The following is a 16968-nucleotide window of genomic DNA, read 5'->3' as shown; positions in this document are numbered from 1 at the left end:
ACGTACGGAGGCAGCGAAGTCGGATACACCGACTACCCACCCACCCTCACTTCACTAGACCGGGATGGCTGGGTAGTCGGTGTATCCGACTTCGCTGCCTCCGTACAGAGTGGCGTAGTCGACTTCGTTGAACGGGGCACCGGTTCGAATACGTTCCACGACATCAGGGTTGGCGAGGGCAAACCGCCCGAGAGGCGCTACGTCGGCCAATCCGGACTCAATGTAGTCGGCGATTTGTTCACGCGAACGGCCGAACTTGAGGACCAGCAAGGCAGTGGGCCAAATCTCCCTCAGCGACCGAAGGAGGTTGTCGTCGCCAACATGATGAACATGAAGGTAGGCCAGCTGCAGAGCTGCAAGTTCAGTCACCAGGTGTATGTACTGCTGGTGTACATCGTCGACCCCACCCTCGTCGATACCACCCAGAGGCATGGACGGGGAAATTCGGATGCCGACTCGATCCGCGCCGATTTCTTCGGCGACAGCAGCAGCGACCTCGACCGCGAACCGTGAACGATTCTCCATCGAACCGCCATATTCATCGGAGCGCTCGTTTGCGTTGGGTGAAAGAAATTGATGGAGCAGGTAACCGTTGGCGGCGTGTAGCTCCACGCCATCTGCGCCCGCAGCAATTGCGGAGGCGGCTGCATGGCGGAAGTCTGCAATTGTGGTTGCAATATCGGCGATGCTGAGTTCTCGGGGAGTCTCGGTCTTTTGTGTGCCGGCCGGTGTGATCATGTCTTGGTTAGCGCTGATCGGCGAGGGGGCAACCGGTCTGCGGTGATGCGGTGTGTTGTCCGGATGGGACATTCGGCCGACGTGCATCAATTGAATGAACAACGATCCCCCGGCATCGTGCACGACTTGCGTGACTTCTCGCCACCCCTCGATGTGGGCAGGGGTGTAGATACCCGGCGTGTTCATATAGCCCTGGCCGTCATCCGAGGGTTGGGTGCCCTCCGTGATGATCAGTCCTAGCGAGGCGCGCTGACTGTAGTAGGTCGCTGCCAGGGCTCCAGGCGAGCCGTCGAGGTTGGCCCGGTTGCGGGTGAGTGGCGCCATGGCGAGTCGGTGATTGAGTTTGATGCGTCCGAGAGCGAAGGGTTGCCAAAGTGGCGAGGTGTTCATAGGTGACAGCTCCTGTAGTAAGTGTGTCGGTGCGCGTTTCACCCAGGCGTACGGGACAAGATGCGAGGTAGAATTGCGATAGTTAGTTGACCGTAGTCGTTTCTGAGTATAGTCAGATTTACACCTGGAGGTCCATGCCATGTCCCGCCAACCTCAGTTGCGTGGACTTCGTGAACGAAACAAGCAGGATAAGTTCGACAAGATCACTGCGGCTGCTGGCCAATTGTTCGCCGAGCACGGCGTCGACGAGGTGACGACTCAGCAGATCGCGCTCAAGGCCGACGTCGGGGCGGGAACTGTCTTTCTGTACGCGAAGTCCAAGGGTGAGCTTCTGTTACTCGTGCAGAACAGGCACTATCTGGAGGCTCTCGCTGAGGGACGTGCTGCATCGGATCTTGCTTCCAGTGCCGGGGACGCAGTCATGGCGGTGCTTCGGCCTATCGTCGAATGCAACAGGCGACATGTCGGCAACGGGCGGGTGTACCTCCGCGAGCTGGTCTTCGGCGATCCCGGTGAACCTCAGCACGCGGAAGCGCACGCTATCGTGGCGGAAACGGAGGGTGTCATTGCCGAAATTCTGAAACGAAGCGACAGCGTCCAGGAATCTGCTGCGACTGTGTTCGCGCACACAGTCCTGGCGGTCATGTTGGTCGAACTTGCAGCGAGCAGCAACCAAGTTTGCGAAGATGCCGCCGTCATCGAGCGAATCCGGCAACAACTCAAAGCCATATTGCCAGTGTGACATCAGACTTCGGCCTTGTCCCGGTCGTCTGCAGCCCATCACAGGGTATGGCGTAAGCCCGACTGCCCGTCTCAGGTGTCATGGCGATGACACGCGGCTATCGAGGTCTGATGCGGGCGGATCGAACTCGTCGCCAGCACGGTTCAGAACGCGTGCATCTGAGCTCGCCGATGCGAACAGGTCATTGGTTTTTCGGGGAATCTCGTGACCCATTTTCGTTTCAACGATACGATCGCCTTCTGGTCGGTCGCCATCACCACTGCTGCCGTAGTCTGTGTTGGGAGCCATGTCGCCGATCTCCCCTCTATCAACAACTGTGGGGGTTTCTTCTCTCACGCTCACTGGCATCTTTGCGGTCTACGTGGTGGCGTTGCTAACGCGTGCGATCCAGTTCTAGCGACGTTGAACCCAGCGCAGCGGAAGAAACTCATCGCCCATCTCACCCCTACCGGATACCAATTCGACGCAGCACTTCAGAACAGGAAACCGGACAGCGACGACACCGCGTTCTTCGAACTATGACGGGCAGCTGCCGAAGGGTCCGATTGCCCTTACAACCACCCGTTGCCCGGCGAGCGCCTTGTAATCAGCACAACAACAGAGAACCCGCTCGCGAATCCGCTCAAGTGGTTAACCCTGGGATCTCAGCTGCCCCCGACGCGCCGATCGGCTGCCGTCTAACTGGGGGATCGATCTTCGGCCATGCCGGATGACGTCCAGTCCTGGAGCCTGCATGAGGACTGCTTCTGCGGGTATCTTGCACCCGGCTTGACCGTACGCACTGTTGCGTGCGGTGTAATCGGTTACCGACGACCTGCCGAAGCCCCTGGTCTGCGCACCGCGGCCAGATCGGTTTTCGTGCGCGATTGGCGCGGGATCAGGACCCATTCGTGACAGGCCGATTGGTTCGCACCATCCGACCAGGTCAAGTCGGCCCGATGACCCGTAGGCGGAAGAGACGCTGCACCGACCTGTGGATGGCGTTTGTTGCGGCTCATCAAGCCGCGGCGATGCCTGAGTTTTTACTGACCGCGGATCACCCTTGACCATCTCGGGGCAGAAGATTGCGCAAAAACCGCCTCCGGCGGCGTGCCCGAAAGCGTGCTAGTCACATCGGCGGTGTGTACGTAGCGGCCTCTCACTGCGAAACTTACGGCGGCGCTGCCGTTCATCCTGTTCGTCCATTTCACGGCGTAACCGCACCGGGAAGTTTGGCGTTTCGAGAACGGTCACGTCGAGACTACGACCCGAGCCGAGTTTTCCGTAGAGCCACCGTGGAAGATGCCCGTTGCCTCGTACCCAGTTGCAAATCTGACAGGCACACCTCCCTCGCAATCGCCTGCGATGTGACATCGCGATCCGACTTGATCGGATACAGGAACACTCCACCCTTTATCTCCACTCCGGCAAGCAGGAGGGCAGATGCGCGCCCAGGCTCAGGGGATGTCGAGTGTCAAGGTTGCCAAACCGCCGGAGCCCGCGACACGCGATACGCAAGAGCACAGTTTGCGGCAGGTGCTTTTCTGGTTTTCACTGAAGAAGACGTCGCGATGGTCGACGACACCTTGAACGTCGAGTATGTCGACCTGACACAATCCACATTCGCCTTTCTTGCAGTCGAACATCATGTCGGCTCCGGCACGTTCGAGCGCTTCGAGCAATGAATCACCCTCGTGGACTGTGGTTTCGATGCCAAGACGTGGGATCGTCACCGTGAACTGCTGTGCTTCGAACCAGCCGCTGTTGCCGAAAGTCTCGTACCGCAGGTTGGGTAGCGGTAGGTCTCGGTCGAGCCACGTTCGCCGTACCGCATCCATCAGCCGGATGGGTCCGCACATATACAACTCGACCGTGCGATCGATGTCGGCGGTGAGAGCAGCGACATCGAGCCCGGTTCCTTCGTCATCGACATGCAGAACGAATCGGTCTCCATGTGCTGCAGCAAGTTCCGAGAGAAACGCCATGGCGGCACGGCTGCGACCGACGTAGTGGAATCGATACTCCGCGCCGACCCGGCGAAGGGCCGCGGCCATAGCAGCCATAGCGGTTATGCCGATTCCGCCGGCGAGCAGAATGTACCGCGGTGCGCCGATACGGAGAGGAAAATTTTGCAGCGGTGCGGTCAAGGCCAATGTGTCACCAGGCATGAGGGTGTGCATGAACCGAGACCCCCCGCGCGAGGTCGGCGACAGGTGCACTCCCAACGTGATGCTCTTGCCGTCGCTTGCGCTCGAGACAATCGAGTAGGAGCGGACCTCTCCGGTATCGATCTTGACATCGACGTGGGATCCGGGTGTGACCCGATGAGCCCGTTCGGTCCCTATGATGATCTTCGCAATGCGCTCGGCAGCACGCTCGACGGACAGAATTGTGCCGCGCTGCCAGCTGATCTTGTTGTCGGTCATATCATTTCACCGAGCGCGTAGCGAACGCGTCCAGATTGGCGGTGTGTGCGCGTTCGGTTTCGATCATCCGTTGGATGATGCGGCGAACCCACATGCCTCCGGCGTCGATGTTCAAGTTGTAGAACTCGTGATCGGGGTTGGCGTCGATGGCGCTCTGCTGGGCAGTGAGCATTGCCTCGTCTTCCCCGAAGACCCCATGAACACCGTCTCGTAGCTGAGTGGTGATCGTCTGGCTCTCGAGACGGTAATTGCGCATGAACGCCCAAAAATACAGAGCCGTCTTTTCGCTGACTGGTGTGATTGTGTTCATCACGAAACCGTTCACCCCCTGGCTTCGATCTCCCTCGGGTGCCCCGGTGCCAGCCTTTGCGACACCAACGTCGATGCGGATTGTCCCAGGAGCTTGGAACTCGATGATTTGCCAGCGGTCGACCTTGCCGACAAAATCGGGGAACTTGTCGCGCATGTTTTTGAGCCAGAACGGTGGAGCGTCGATGTTGTGCATCCAGCGTGTGACGGTGACCGTTCGTTTGTCGTGGGTGACTTCGAAGTCCGATTCGCTGAGTTCGTCTTGGCCGATCGTGGACGAGTGGACGAATTCCTCGTGGGTGAGGTCCATGAGATTGTCCAGTACCAGTTGCCAGTTGGCGTTCACGTCGATGGTGCGGCCATCGCCGGCCCAGTCGACCGAATCCATCTGGAACATGTCAGGTATCAGACCCGGATCGGCGAGGGTGGGGTCGCCTGGCCACACCCAAATGTAGCGGTAGCGCTGTTCGACCGGAAATGACGAGACCATCGCGGAGGGATTGATGGTGTCCTGAGCGGGCATGCTCGTGCAGCGGCCGGCGGAGTTGTATCGCAGTCCGTGATAGGGGCACTGGACTTCATCTGTGCCGACGCGAGTTCCCTTCGAGAGTGGGGCGAGCCGATGCCAGCACGCGTCGGCCAACGCCACGGGTCTCCCCTGTGCGGTGCGATAGAGAGCCATCGGTTTGCCTGCGATCGTGCGTGAGATCAACCCGGTGGGCGTCAGTTCGTAGTCCCAGGCAGCGACATACCAGGCGTTCAGGGGGTATGCCATGTTCTTGGCGGTCGCCCCGCCCGGTCCGAGATCGGTCATCACAAGTCCTCGTCGTGTGTCGCGGTCCCCAATGCCTACTGAGATAGGTATTGAGTGATGTGACGCACACACTATCTATGGATATAGTGCTTTGCAAGATGCCACCGACTGGTCGAGGAGACATGAGCCTTCGCTACGCACTACTGGCCCTGCTCACTGCAGGGCCGGCGACCGGTTACGACGCGGCGAAGAGATTCGGCGGCTCCGTCGGTCACGTCTGGCACGCGCCGGATTCGCAAATCTATCCCGAACTACGACGCATGCAGACCGACGGACTGATCGAGGGAGAGCAAGTCCGCTGGGGACCGCGCAGCACCAAGACGCAGTATCACATCACCGCGTCCGGGGTAGAAGACTTCCGGCGCTGGATGTCCACGCCGCTCGATCACGCCCCAGAACGCGATGCGCACCATATGCAGGCTGCATACCTGGAATGGGCGGACCCAGAGGAGGCACGATCGATCCTGCGTACACACATCGCGTACTACACCGAGCAGGTCGCCCTTCTCACCGCAGTCAGAGATGGGATCCAGTCCCGGACAGATCCTGCGATTCTGCGTCGACTCGACGCGCGTCCGGAATCGGAGCACGAAAAGATCATTGCGTACAAGGCATACAGTTATTCTGGGATGATCGCACGTGGTCGATCCGAGATCGACTGGGCGATAGCTGGACTCGATTTGGTTGATCGGCTCAATCCCGTTGCCGTTTCTGGCTACGCGGGTCTGACTCCCGTGCACACCGCACCCACGGTGTAAAACTCCCTTGGGCGGGTGGGCGCTCACCCGGTTGGCGTTAGGCGCAGACGGCCGCGCGTTCCTCAGGATTGTGTTTGACGTTTGACGGATGGGCAGCGTGGCGATCTGCTCGACGAGCTGTGATGCACGTGTGCTTTCCCTCAGAGCGGCCTGACATCCACCTTCGCGCGGTGACTCGAATTGGATGTACGTCTTGCAGGCTGGTGCTGGGCCGAGGCGGCGTCGAGATCGCTGCTCTTGCCCGTGGCGCCTGTGGTGCGACGATCGGGAACTGAGTGCTGTCTCGTCTGCATCGGACGGGAGCTGCTCGCGCACAACGATCTTTGCCGAACTGGTGCCCCTTCATGACACTCAGCCCGCCGTTCATGTCGACTCCGAAGGCGATGTGCTCGACGCCCGCGAGAGTTGGTCTCAGGTCAGCCCCGGCTATGGGCTGTATAGGTCATCAGCCTGGATTGCAGGGGAACTGGCAATCCGAACCTACGTTATAAGCCGTCCTGCAACAGCGGTTTGTCAGTGCAAGGGTTTCGTGGTGAACCTTCGGCCTCGACGTATCTATCCGTCGGACCGTGAAAAAACGATCCTCGGTGTTTACGATCAAGGTGTGCCCGCCGTCGGCGCGACGTCGTGCCTCGTTCGCGGCGTGAATGCGGCTTGCAGGGCAGGCTGCCCCCGTGGTGTTTGGACCTGAGTTCGCTTCACTCGCGGGCGGCGTGCACGCCACGGCGACCTTCATGCTGCTTGAGCTGGCTCACGGCGTCGGTGTAATGATCGTGGATTTGCTACTGGATTCGGCCGTTATTGATGCCGAAGAGTTGGAGTACGAGCGCATCCAGATCGCCCGCGAACCGAGCAATCCGGTCCTCGTCGAAGTCGGCGAACATGTGCGTGTGTAGATCCGCAAGAGCTGCCCTGGAGCCGGCTACGACGCCCGCACCCGCGTCCGTCAGAACATGCTTGACTCCCCGCCCACGGCCGGGCTGTTTCACCAGCAGCCCGGCCTCTTCGAGGGCACCGGTGATGCCCGTCAGCGATTGGGGTTTTTGAAAGGTCAGGACTGCGAGGTGAGACCCGATGATTCCGGGATTCTCGCTCACGGTAGCGAGCACAACATATTTGGCGACCGTCGTCCCGCGGCCGACCAAAGCCTCATCTGCAGCGCGGACGTAGGAATTTTGAAGAAGCCTCAAGCGCAGGGGAATGTGGAGAAAACCACTGGGATCGGAGCGGTCGAGCATCGAGAGGTGAGTGTCATCCATGTCGAATCTGGCAGGTCACCACGTACGTCGGCCAGAGACGCTCTCACGCCGGCGTTCGCGTTGAACTCGCAGCCTCCTTACCTGTCGCAAAGAACACGAGTATGCAGATGAGCAAAGATGCCACCGCAGAGATGAAGAATACCGTCACGAACGCTGATTCCGCCGGTACCTGTTCCGCGCCGTATCCTGCGGTAATCGTCAGGCTCGCAAGTACCGCGGCTGTGATCGCGCTAGAACTCGACGTACCGAGTGACCGTGCAAGGTTGTTCAGGCCATTTGCTTGACCTGTCTCTGCATGGGATACGTTGCGCATGATCAGTGTTGGGGCAGCTCCGAAGCAGAAGCTCACTCCGACACTGATGAAAATGCCGGCGACGATCATCTGCCAGATCTCGGAATGGGCAAAAATCAGGGCGACATATCCGATTGCCATACTGAGTGCCCCGACAGTCATCGTGACCTTCGGACCGCCGTGTGTCGTCACACGAGCCGCAAGAGATGGCACCAGCAGTGACGCAACCGCGCCGGGCGCAACGACCAGGCCCGCAACGATCACCGGTTGCCCGAGTCCGAAACCGGTCTGCGTGGGAAGCTGAATCAACTGAGGCAGAGCCAAGATGACTCCGTACATCCCGAAGCCCACCATGATCGTGGCGAGGTTGGTGAAAAGCACCGGTCGGCGACCCGCCGTGCGGAGGTCGATCAGAGGATCGCGATGGTGAAGCTGATGCGCCCCCCACAGCACGAGCACCACGATCGCTGCTGCGAACAGGCCCAATGTCATCGGCGACGACCAGCCCCACGTGCTGCCTTCGCTGATCGCGACCAGAAGGGCGACCAGACCGAAGGTCAAGCCGAGGACTCCCAACACATCGGGCCGCGCAGACGCCGAGGCAGGGAGCGAGGGCACGAACAGAACGACACCGAGAAGAGCGACTACCGCAAGTACGGCACTCGCCGCGAACAAACTCGCCAAGGGAAAGACCTGCGCCGCTGCCGCAGCAACCGCGAATCCCAGTGACCCACCGATACCGACCATGGCGGAGACCAAGGCAATGCCTTTGACGAGGCGATCGCCCACCAGAAGGTCACCCAACGCGCTGACTCCGAGCGGGATCACAGCCATGGTCACCCCCTGGAGCACCCGCGCGAGGATGAGCAGACCGATGTTGGTGGTGACACTTCCGAGAACCGATCCGACGACCAGGAACGACAGGCACACTATTATCATCCGGCGCGTGCCGTACATGTCGCCCAGGCGCCCGAAGACGACATTGGACACTGCGCCTGAGAGCAGCATTCCCGTCACCAGCCACGAAGTCGCCGTCGGGCTGGCATCGAGTAGCTCCGGAAGCTCGCCGAGGATGGGTACGATCAGCGACTGCATCAGCGTTCCCATGAGTCCAGCGAACGCGATCACCCCGACGATGAACCGGGCTCGACCCTCGTTCAAGGTGGGTGCATTCAGTGTCGATTCCGTCATTCGAACACAACCACTCCCTTGATCGTGGAACCGCTCAAACTGTCGTCCGCAGCCTGCTGGATCTGGTCGAACGGATACAGCTTGATCAGTGCGTCGAACGGGAATTTCCCCTGCCGGTGCAGCGAGATCAGCTCGGGGATGAACACCTGCGGGATGGCATCACCTTCCACGACCCCGATCGCGCTGCGGCCGCTCACCAACACACTGTGGTCGAATGTCGCTTGCGCGCCCGGCCGACCCAACCCAACGAGGGCAGCGACGCCTCCCGCGGCCAGCACTGCAACGGAGTTGCTAACGGCCTGCATGTTCCCGCTGCTCTCTACGGAGTAGTCGCTGCCGCCTTCGGTGAGTTCGATGATCGTCTGGACGACGTCCGGATCGCGAGCATCGACAACATCGGTGGCACCGAGTTCCTTTGCGAGTTCGAGCCTTCCGATATTGATGTCGCACACTACGATCTGGCTGGCGCCGGCGACCACGGCGCCGAGCAGAGCACTGAGGCCCACAGCGCCGGCGCCGAAGATGACGATGCTGCTACCAGCCGTGATGTCGAGGCTGTTGATCACGGCCCCTGCCCCGGTCTGTACGGCGCAGCCCAGGGGTCCGAGGATGCGAAGGAGGTCAACGGGGGTGTCATCGGGCACCTTCACCAGATTCCGTGGCGAGGTGAGCGCGTACTCGGCGAAAGAGGACTGTCCGAAGAAGTTCCCGCGGATTGAGCGGTTGTCGTGACCATGAAGCGAGACCGTGCCGTCCGGGCGTACGCCCGCCATGTTGAGATCAAAGAACTGTACGCACTGGGCGGGCGAGCCACGCAGGCAGCTGCGGCAGATGCCGCAACTGGCGAACGACATGACGACCTTGTCGCCGACGGCGAAGCCGGTGACATCGTCACCGACCTTGATCACCGTTCCGCTGCCCTCATGTCCGAGTACTGACGGACCGGCTACGGCGTTCTGCATGATGAGGTCGGTATGGCAGACACCAGTGGCAAGCACTTTGACGAGAACTTCGCCTGATCGAGGTTCGTCGAGTTCGACGTCCTCGAGCGCGAAGGCGTCACCGGGCCCGTTCACTACTGCTGCTTTGGTTGAGATCATCTTCACTATCCTTCGGTGAATTGCGTTAGGAGGTGGCGGCGTATCGCTCAGGCGAACTGATAGATGGCTTCTGTATGGGTGAAGGCGTCGACGGCTTCCGGACCGTTCTCGCGGCCGGTGCCACTCCCCTTGACGCCGCCCCATGGAGCAGCGATGTCGGGAACATAGCCGTTGATGCCCACGCTGCCGCTCTCGAACCGTCGGGCTAGCGTGAGAGCCCGCGCGGTATCAGTGGTCCAAATCGAGCCGGCCAGACCGAATTCGGAATCGTTCGCCAAGGCGAGGGCATGCTCTTCGTCACGGGCTCGAATGATGCAGATGACCGGACCGAATATTTCTCGCTGCGCGATCTCGGAGGTGTTGTCGACATCAGCGAAAACAGTGGGAGCGACGTAGTACCCGGGTAAGTCGACCGGGCTCGCCGTTCCACCGGCCACAAGGCGAGCTCCTGACTGGATCCCCTTCTCGATGAAGGCTAGAACGCTCTCGCGTTGGCGCGCCGATGCAACCGGGCCCATGGTTGTCGTAGGTTCGTTCGGGTCGCCCACGACCTGTTCCTCAGCAAACCGCGTAAACCCCGCCACGATGGCGTCGTAAACCCCCGGCGTTGCGATGATGCGGGTCTGAGCGAAGCAGGTCTGACCCGTGTTCATAAAGGACAGCGGGGGCAGGTTTGTCAATGTATGGGCGAGATCCGCGTCGTCGAGCACAATCGCGGCGGATTTGCCGCCGAGCTCAAGGTTCGCGACCCCGAGACGACCTCCGACAGTCGCGCCGATGTCTTTCCCGACGGCTGTCGATCCGGTGAAGGCGATTTTGTCGACACCGGGGTGCGCAACAAGTGCGCTCGCAAACTCGCGACCACCGGGGATTATGTTCACAACTCCGGCGGGGGTGCCCGCGGCCTCGAAAGCCTGAGCGATCCGGTGCGCACTGAGCGCGTTCTCGCGCGCAGGCTTGGCGATAACGACACAGCCAGCCGCAAGTGCAGGGGCGATCTTGCTGATCAGGAGCATGTTGGGATAGTTCCAGGGCGCAATCGCACCGACCACGCCAACCGGGTTCTTGCGCACGACGATCGACCCGTCGAATGCCCCACCAGGACGGACCGTCTCCTGCTCCCAGCCTCGGGCGACATTGGCGTAGTAGCGTAGAAACATCACCGGTCCAGCCACATTGTTGAAGTGCGACCACCCGGCAGGCATGCCGATTTCTCTGCTCACTATCGACGCGATCTCGTCACCCGCGCGCTCCCACTCGTCGGCTATCCGATCAAGTAGATCGGCGCGCTCTTCGCGGGTCGACGCCCGCCAGGGCGGCAGAGCGGCCCGGGCAGCTGTGACCGCACCGGGCACATCTGCTGACGAACCGATTGCGACGGTGGCGAAAACTTCCCCTTTGGCTGGATCGACCAGCTCTGCGGAGGTCGCGCCGTGTGGTTCCTCCCACGATCCTCCGATCCACAGTGTGGATACATCCATCAACTTCATCTACCCCTTTACGAACGTGTTCATATCAGGTTCCTGATATACGTATTCGGATAGTACGCCCATCGGAGTCCACGTCCGGTCTCTGGCTCCCGGCCTGGCCGGTCCTGCCACGGAAATCAGGCTCGGATGGTTGCAGGAGATCGCACCGGTCCCCATTTGTGTCAGCTGGTCAACCCATCGATGCGGGCGTTGATGTCGGCGTACAGCCGGACGATGATCGATCGGAATGTGCGCCAAGATCTGTCCAGTCCGATGGTTGCCTTCCGGGTATGCGTGTATGAGCGAGCGCTGAGACGCGGAAAATGTACGAACGGTCGGATCTGCGAAAGTATGTTCTCGGTTCGGTCGACTGATGCAGTAGGCAGAAGCGCGCCACCGTAGGAGAAACTCAATTGCCCTATCGATGTCGAAGGCAGTGTTATCGCAATCCGTATGATTGACGGCAGAAGGCAGTGATCAACATGCCGCTCGCAGCGCCATCCGGTCCGAAAGGGGTTCTCTCATAGCAACACCGCAGATCGCAGGCTCCTCGACGGAGGTTACAACACCGACCAGATCGGAGATCGTGTGAACCTCGACATGCAGCACGCCATCATCCGCACGGGTGCGATGTACAACGACACCACACCGGAATTGGTAAAAGCGCGGGAACGCGCACTAGTGGCGTCCGATTCGTACAATGCGAGTTTCGGCCGGCCTATTGCCGAGCGGGAGGCTCTGCTGGCCGAGTTTCTCGGCTCGATCGGCACCAGGGTACTTTTCGAGCCGACGTTTCGGTGCGAGTTTGGGTACAACGTTCACATCGGCGATAATTTTTACGCAAACTTCGACTGCATTCTGCTCGACGGTGCAGACATTCTCATCGGTGACAATGTTTTGTTCGGCCCGAGGGTGTCTATCTATACCGCCAACCACGCAGTAGATCCGGTCGAACGGGCGGCGGGTGCCTGCTACGCAAAACCGGTGACCATCGGGTCTGACGTGTGGGTCGGTGGAGGTGTGACAATAAATCAAGGTGTCAGTGTAGGCGATAACGTAATTATCGGTTCCGGTAGCGTTGTAACTCACGACATTCCAGCCAACGTCATTGCCATGGGTGTGCCGGCTGCGGTCCGACGACAGATCACAGAATCCGATCGGACCGGCTACATGGACCGATAGTACAACGAGTACTCATGATCCTCAGCCCGCGGCGGTTCGTCTGACATCGGAAACGCCAATGCCAGGGGGGCGATCGAAGAGAACGCCCCGGAGCTGAGGCGCATCCACGCTCGGCAACAGTCGAGGGCTGAATCAATTCGATTGTGCCCCTTTCACCCATGACTTCGGGAGGTCAAACCGCGGGCGGAACCTCGGATGCTACGTCCCCGAATTGATGCTTCCGCACATGCTCCAGATGCTCTGTCATCAACCTTTCCGTGCGCTCGGAGTCGCCCTTCACCATAGCTTCGAGGATTGCGCGATGTTCCTTTGCAGAGGCAGCGAGCAAACCCTTCTCTGCGATATCGAGTAGTCCGAACAGTCGCGTCTGATCGCGAAGATTGCCGACTATCGAGGTCAATTGTGTGTTTCCTAGCAATGACAGTAGACCCAGGTGAAAATCACGGTCCGCTTCCAGGAAGCCGACATAGTCGCCGTTGGACTCCAAAGCGATCATGTCATCGACCAGGCGCTTGAATTCTGCCTTCTTGGGCTTCGCCAATTTAGCGGCAGCAATCTGCCCCATCGCTGACACTTCAAGTATCAGACGCAGTTGATGGATGTTGTTGCGATCTGTGTTCGACAGGGGCACCACCCGAAATCCCCTGTTACGAACTGGTTCCATCATTCCTTGTTCGACCAAGGTGAGCATTGCCTCACGGACCGGGCTGTTGGAGACGCCGAGAGTGCTCGCAATGGCGGAGGCGGAGTAGATTTCGCCTGGGGCGATTTCTCCGGTCACCATCCGCTGTCTGATCACGGCAAGTGCCTGATCACGCAGACTTCGACTTTGAAGTTGCTCCACTCTCACCGTCATAAGGCCACCCCGTACTCGTCCGTCGCATATTACCGATAGCCTTCCATCATATGCGCACTCCTGATCGAGGGCGATTCGACACGCAAAGGTCCGTCACCACGGATAACCGGCCGGACGATGTCGACTCGGTCGAGATGCTCTCCGGGCAGTGGTGCGGACCTGAACGGACCGGTGTCATGGGCCGCTCGTACGGAACCTCCCGTCAACTGCAGATCCGCTGAAACATGCGCAGATCAGGCACACCGTCGACGGTGAGATGAGAGATAGGGGACGGCCGCTGTTACCAGCGAGCACTGGACGAACCGGACGGTTACCCGATACTCAGGCCTATGGAAAGTCCTCCCTCTTGCGTGTTCTAGTACGCAAGAGGGAGGACTGAGCGTGTGAACGTCGAACGGGGTACGGCCGTGCTTGACGTACACACGAGAATGGAGCGGACAGCGCCGAGTAGGGTTACACCACGGCGGTCATGGCAAGCTCGACGTCCTTGATTACCTGAGCGCGATCGTCGTCACTGAGCGGATTACGCGGCGGACGAGTGGGCCCGCCGTAGTGACCGGCAACCTCCTGCGAGAGCTTGATCGCCTGCACGAAAGTGTGCTTTGTGTCCCAGAAGAAAGCAGCCTGCAGCAGTTCGTAGAGCTTGCGGCCCTCCTCGATCTGTCCGGTCGTTCCAAGTTCGTAGATCTTTGCGCAAGCCTTCGGCAGCGAGTTCGAGAAGCCGCCGATCCAGCCCACGGCACCGAGCAACGTCGCTTCGAAGACATTGTCATCAGCACCGGACAACACGTCCAGTCCCGGCGCGATCCGTTGGATTGCCGAGATTCTGCGGATGTCACCGGAGAATTCCTTCACAGCGACGACATTGTCGACCTCCGCGATGCGGCTCAACAGCTCCGCAGTCAGGTCCACGCGAGTGTCGAACGGGTTGTTGTAGGCGACGATCGGCAGACCCACGGTAGAGATTGCGCGGTAGTGTTCGACGACCTCGTCGTCGTTGGCGCGGTAAGAATTCGGAGGCAATGCAAGTACGGCGTGTGCGCCGGCTTCCTGCGCCTGTTCGGTCCAGCGTCGCGACTCGGCCGAACCGTACGCTCCTACGCCGGGAACCACATTGAATCCCTCGGGTGCGGCCTCGACGGCCAATTCAACAACGCGTGCGCGCTCTTCGGCGGTAAGAACTTGATACTCGCCGAGCGAGCCGTTCGGAGTCACGCCGTGAGCGCCGTTCTCGGCGAGGAACCGGATGTGGTCCTGAAAGCGGTCGTAGTCGACTGACAGATCGTCCTTGAACGGCAACGTAGCCGCTACGACGATTCCGTGCCATGGCTTGGCGGTCATGAGAACCTCTCCTCCGTTGAATGTAGGATGAGAGTATCACCGGTTACCGGTAATATTCTACCTAATCGAAAAAATACCTTGGAGTGCCGACCGCGATGCAGATCTGACGAGAGAGGTCTAGGTTGATCGGTACCGATAGCATCTGCTGATCGGAACAATCCATGGACTGCGTGCAGCAGTCGCGATCATTTCCAGAACGGTAGCCTGATGACATCCTGCGCCTCCTCCGTTGTGACGGAAGCCGATTTACATTCTTACGCAGCACAATCGACTGATCGATTTCTTTCGATGGTGTTGGTGTGGTGGGGTGCGAGGAGTCGAACATCCTCGGATTCGACCGACCAACCGGGCACGAAAATAGCTCACTGGCTCAATAGTTCTGCGTAAACGGTGAACTCCGTCGCAGGCTTCGGTGGTCGAGTCGCCAGGGCGCTGGTGGGGAAGACAGCACTGCACGCGCACCGGCCCGCGGCCGAACACGCGTAGGGCCCCTCCCTGTCGATGAAGCGGCGAGAAGGAGGGGCCCTACGGTAGGCGCATAGAACGAACGGGCCTGGCGGATCACGATCGTGACACGTCCTCTGCGGCTGTCCGTAGGTGGATCAGTGGAGCGTGATCCAAATGGTTTTGAGCTCGGTGTACTGATCGAACGCTTCGAGTCCTTTGTCGTGACCTCCGAAGCCGGAAAGGCCGAATCCGCCGAAGGGCGTAGAGATGTCGCCTTCGCTGAAACCGTTCACTGCGACTGTGCCCGCTCGGACAGCGCGAGCGACCCTCAATGCGACATTGATGTCGCGTGTCCATACGTTGGCTGCCAAACCGTATACTGTGTCGTTGGCCAGAGCGATAGCCTGTTCTTCGGTGTCGAATCCGAGGACTGCCACGACGGGACCGAAGATCTCCTCCTGGACTACCGCATCATCGGCACCGACGTGGTCGATCACGGCGGGCGAGACGAAGAATCCGCCGGTCTCGTCGAGGATGCGTCCACCGCCGTAAACGGTTGAGCCTGCAGCTTTCGCATTGTCGATATAGCCGAGTACTCGGTCGCGGGCGGACGCTTCGATCAGTGGGCCGATTTCGGTTGCGCGATCGAGCGGGTTGCCGACCTTGCGACCGGAGGCCAACTCGGCCATCAGCTTGACGAAGTCGCCCTTGATCGAATTGTGAACCAAGATACGTGAACCCGCTGAGCAGTTCTGCCCGCCGTTCCAGAATGCTGCGTCGGCGAGATCGCTTGCTACCTTCTCGAGTTCGTCTCGCATGTCGCCGAAGACGATCTGTGGACTCTTGCCGCCCATCTCGAGTGCGACCTGCTTGAGATTGCTGTCGGCAGCGTACTTGAGGAACATGCGGCCGACTTCGGTCGATCCGGTGAATGTGACTACGTCCACGTCATGGTGAAGGCCGAGGGCTTTGCCTGCGATGTGGCCCAGACCCGGTACGACGTTGAATACCCCGCTCGGGATGCCCGCTTCGGTAGCGAGTTCGGCATAACGCAGCGCGCTCAGAGGGGATAGTTCTGCCGGCTTGACGACAATGGAGTTTCCTGCGGCCAGAGCCGGGCCGATCTTCCACGACAAAGTGTTGGAGGGGAAGTTCCACGGAACCACCACTGCCACGACCCCTGCTGGCTCGCGTACGACAAGGCCGATATTGTCTGGACCGGTCGGGGAAACCTTTCCGAAGACCTTGTCGATGGCCTCTGCGTACCACCGCACGGTGAGAACCACATCAGGAATGTCGAGTTGCTCGCAATCGGTGATGGGCTTGCCGGCGTCGATGGAATCGATGAGGGCCAACTCGTCGGCGTTCTTCTCGATGAGATCCGCGAACTTGAGCAGTACGGCCTTGCGTTCAGCTGGAGCTATTCGACTCCATGTACCGTCGTCGAATGACTTTCTGGCAGCGGCGACGGCGCGGTCGACGTCCGACTCCGAGGCCGCAGCAACGGTATTGATTACGCGTCCGGTAGCGGGCGAGATGTTGTCGAATGTCGCTGCTCCCTCAGCGTCGACGAACTGTTCTGCAATGTAGAGCTGTGTGCGGACCGTGGACGGCAGCGCGGTGGTCATCGAGTTGTTCTCCTCTCGGCACCATGGGTGCCTCGGTGATGCGTGTC

At 60.0% G+C, this 16968-nt stretch carries 14 protein-coding genes; 3 read left to right on the top strand and 11 right to left on the bottom strand.

Annotated elements, in window-relative coordinates; translation table 11 throughout:
* Positions 1 to 54: 54 nt before the first annotated feature.
* A complete protein-coding gene (locus tag CH290_RS27935) occupies positions 55 to 1128 on the bottom strand; it encodes an alkene reductase (RefSeq protein ID WP_033188110.1) in 1074 nt (357 codons plus the stop codon).
* A 139-nt stretch (positions 1129 to 1267) separates the two neighbouring features.
* Here CH290_RS27935 and CH290_RS27930 point away from each other — a divergent pair, with 139 nt between their 5' ends.
* Positions 1268 to 1870 (top strand): TetR/AcrR family transcriptional regulator, encoded by a 603-nt coding sequence (locus CH290_RS27930; protein ID WP_033188111.1) that lies wholly within the window; start codon positions 1268 to 1270, stop codon positions 1868 to 1870.
* Positions 1871 to 1948: 78 nt separating this feature from the next.
* Here CH290_RS27930 and CH290_RS30065 read toward each other — a convergent pair whose 3' ends face one another.
* The 3 genes from CH290_RS30065 to CH290_RS27920 form a co-directional block, all read right to left on the bottom strand.
* Positions 1949 to 2212 (bottom strand): hypothetical protein, encoded by a 264-nt coding sequence (locus CH290_RS30065; protein ID WP_141216167.1) that lies wholly within the window; start codon positions 2210 to 2212, stop codon positions 1949 to 1951.
* A 1094-nt stretch (positions 2213 to 3306) separates the two neighbouring features.
* Complete coding sequence (locus CH290_RS27925; RefSeq protein WP_033188112.1) at positions 3307 to 4275, bottom strand: PDR/VanB family oxidoreductase; 969 nt, start codon at positions 4273 to 4275, stop codon at positions 3307 to 3309.
* 1 nt (position 4276) lies between these two features.
* Positions 4277 to 5398, bottom strand: coding sequence for an aromatic ring-hydroxylating dioxygenase subunit alpha (locus tag CH290_RS27920; RefSeq protein ID WP_033188113.1), 1122 nt, complete (start codon positions 5396 to 5398; stop codon positions 4277 to 4279).
* A 122-nt stretch (positions 5399 to 5520) separates the two neighbouring features.
* Between CH290_RS27920 and CH290_RS27915 the strand changes: the two genes are divergently transcribed.
* On the top strand, positions 5521 to 6156 hold the full coding sequence (locus tag CH290_RS27915) for a PadR family transcriptional regulator (protein WP_052082964.1): 636 nt from the start codon (positions 5521 to 5523) through the stop codon (positions 6154 to 6156).
* 782 nt (positions 6157 to 6938) lie between these two features.
* On the opposite strand, the gene CH290_RS27910 is transcribed toward CH290_RS27915, so the two are convergent.
* The 4 genes from CH290_RS27910 to CH290_RS27895 form a co-directional block, all read right to left on the bottom strand.
* A complete protein-coding gene (locus CH290_RS27910; protein ID WP_141216166.1) occupies positions 6939 to 7253 on the bottom strand; it encodes a MarR family winged helix-turn-helix transcriptional regulator in 315 nt (104 codons plus the stop codon).
* Positions 7254 to 7458: 205 nt separating this feature from the next.
* On the bottom strand, positions 7459 to 8898 hold the full coding sequence (locus tag CH290_RS27905) for an MFS transporter (protein WP_033188114.1): 1440 nt from the start codon (positions 8896 to 8898) through the stop codon (positions 7459 to 7461).
* Positions 8895 to 9998: an NAD(P)-dependent alcohol dehydrogenase gene (locus CH290_RS27900; protein WP_033188115.1), complete on the bottom strand. Its 1104-nt coding sequence runs from the start codon at positions 9996 to 9998 to the stop codon at positions 8895 to 8897. The genes CH290_RS27905 and CH290_RS27900 overlap by 4 nt, the downstream gene beginning before the upstream one ends.
* Before the next feature lie 47 nt (positions 9999 to 10045).
* Positions 10046 to 11479 (bottom strand): aldehyde dehydrogenase, encoded by a 1434-nt coding sequence (locus CH290_RS27895; protein ID WP_080748622.1) that lies wholly within the window; start codon positions 11477 to 11479, stop codon positions 10046 to 10048.
* 576 nt (positions 11480 to 12055) lie between these two features.
* Between CH290_RS27895 and CH290_RS27885 the strand changes: the two genes are divergently transcribed.
* Complete coding sequence (locus CH290_RS27885; protein WP_080748585.1) at positions 12056 to 12649, top strand: sugar O-acetyltransferase; 594 nt, start codon at positions 12056 to 12058, stop codon at positions 12647 to 12649.
* Positions 12650 to 12821: 172 nt separating this feature from the next.
* Here CH290_RS27885 and CH290_RS27880 read toward each other — a convergent pair whose 3' ends face one another.
* From CH290_RS27880 to CH290_RS27870, 3 genes are all read right to left on the bottom strand, one after another.
* Positions 12822 to 13505, bottom strand: a complete 684-nt coding sequence (locus CH290_RS27880) for a GntR family transcriptional regulator (RefSeq protein ID WP_052082966.1) — start codon at positions 13503 to 13505, stop codon at positions 12822 to 12824.
* Between the two features lie 453 nt (positions 13506 to 13958).
* On the bottom strand, positions 13959 to 14846 hold the full coding sequence (locus tag CH290_RS27875; RefSeq protein WP_033188118.1) for a dihydrodipicolinate synthase family protein: 888 nt from the start codon (positions 14844 to 14846) through the stop codon (positions 13959 to 13961).
* Between the two features lie 602 nt (positions 14847 to 15448).
* On the bottom strand, positions 15449 to 16921 hold the full coding sequence (locus CH290_RS27870; protein ID WP_033188119.1) for an aldehyde dehydrogenase: 1473 nt from the start codon (positions 16919 to 16921) through the stop codon (positions 15449 to 15451).
* Positions 16922 to 16968: the final 47 nt, after the last annotated feature.

Origin of the sequence: Rhodococcus sp. 06-156-4, assembly GCF_002259345.1 — a bacterium.
Taxonomy (GTDB): Bacteria; Actinomycetota; Actinomycetes; order Mycobacteriales; family Mycobacteriaceae; genus Rhodococcoides; species Rhodococcoides fascians_E.
Note: the sequence above shows the minus strand (reverse complement) of the source record. Positions and strands in the feature narration are given on the sequence as shown.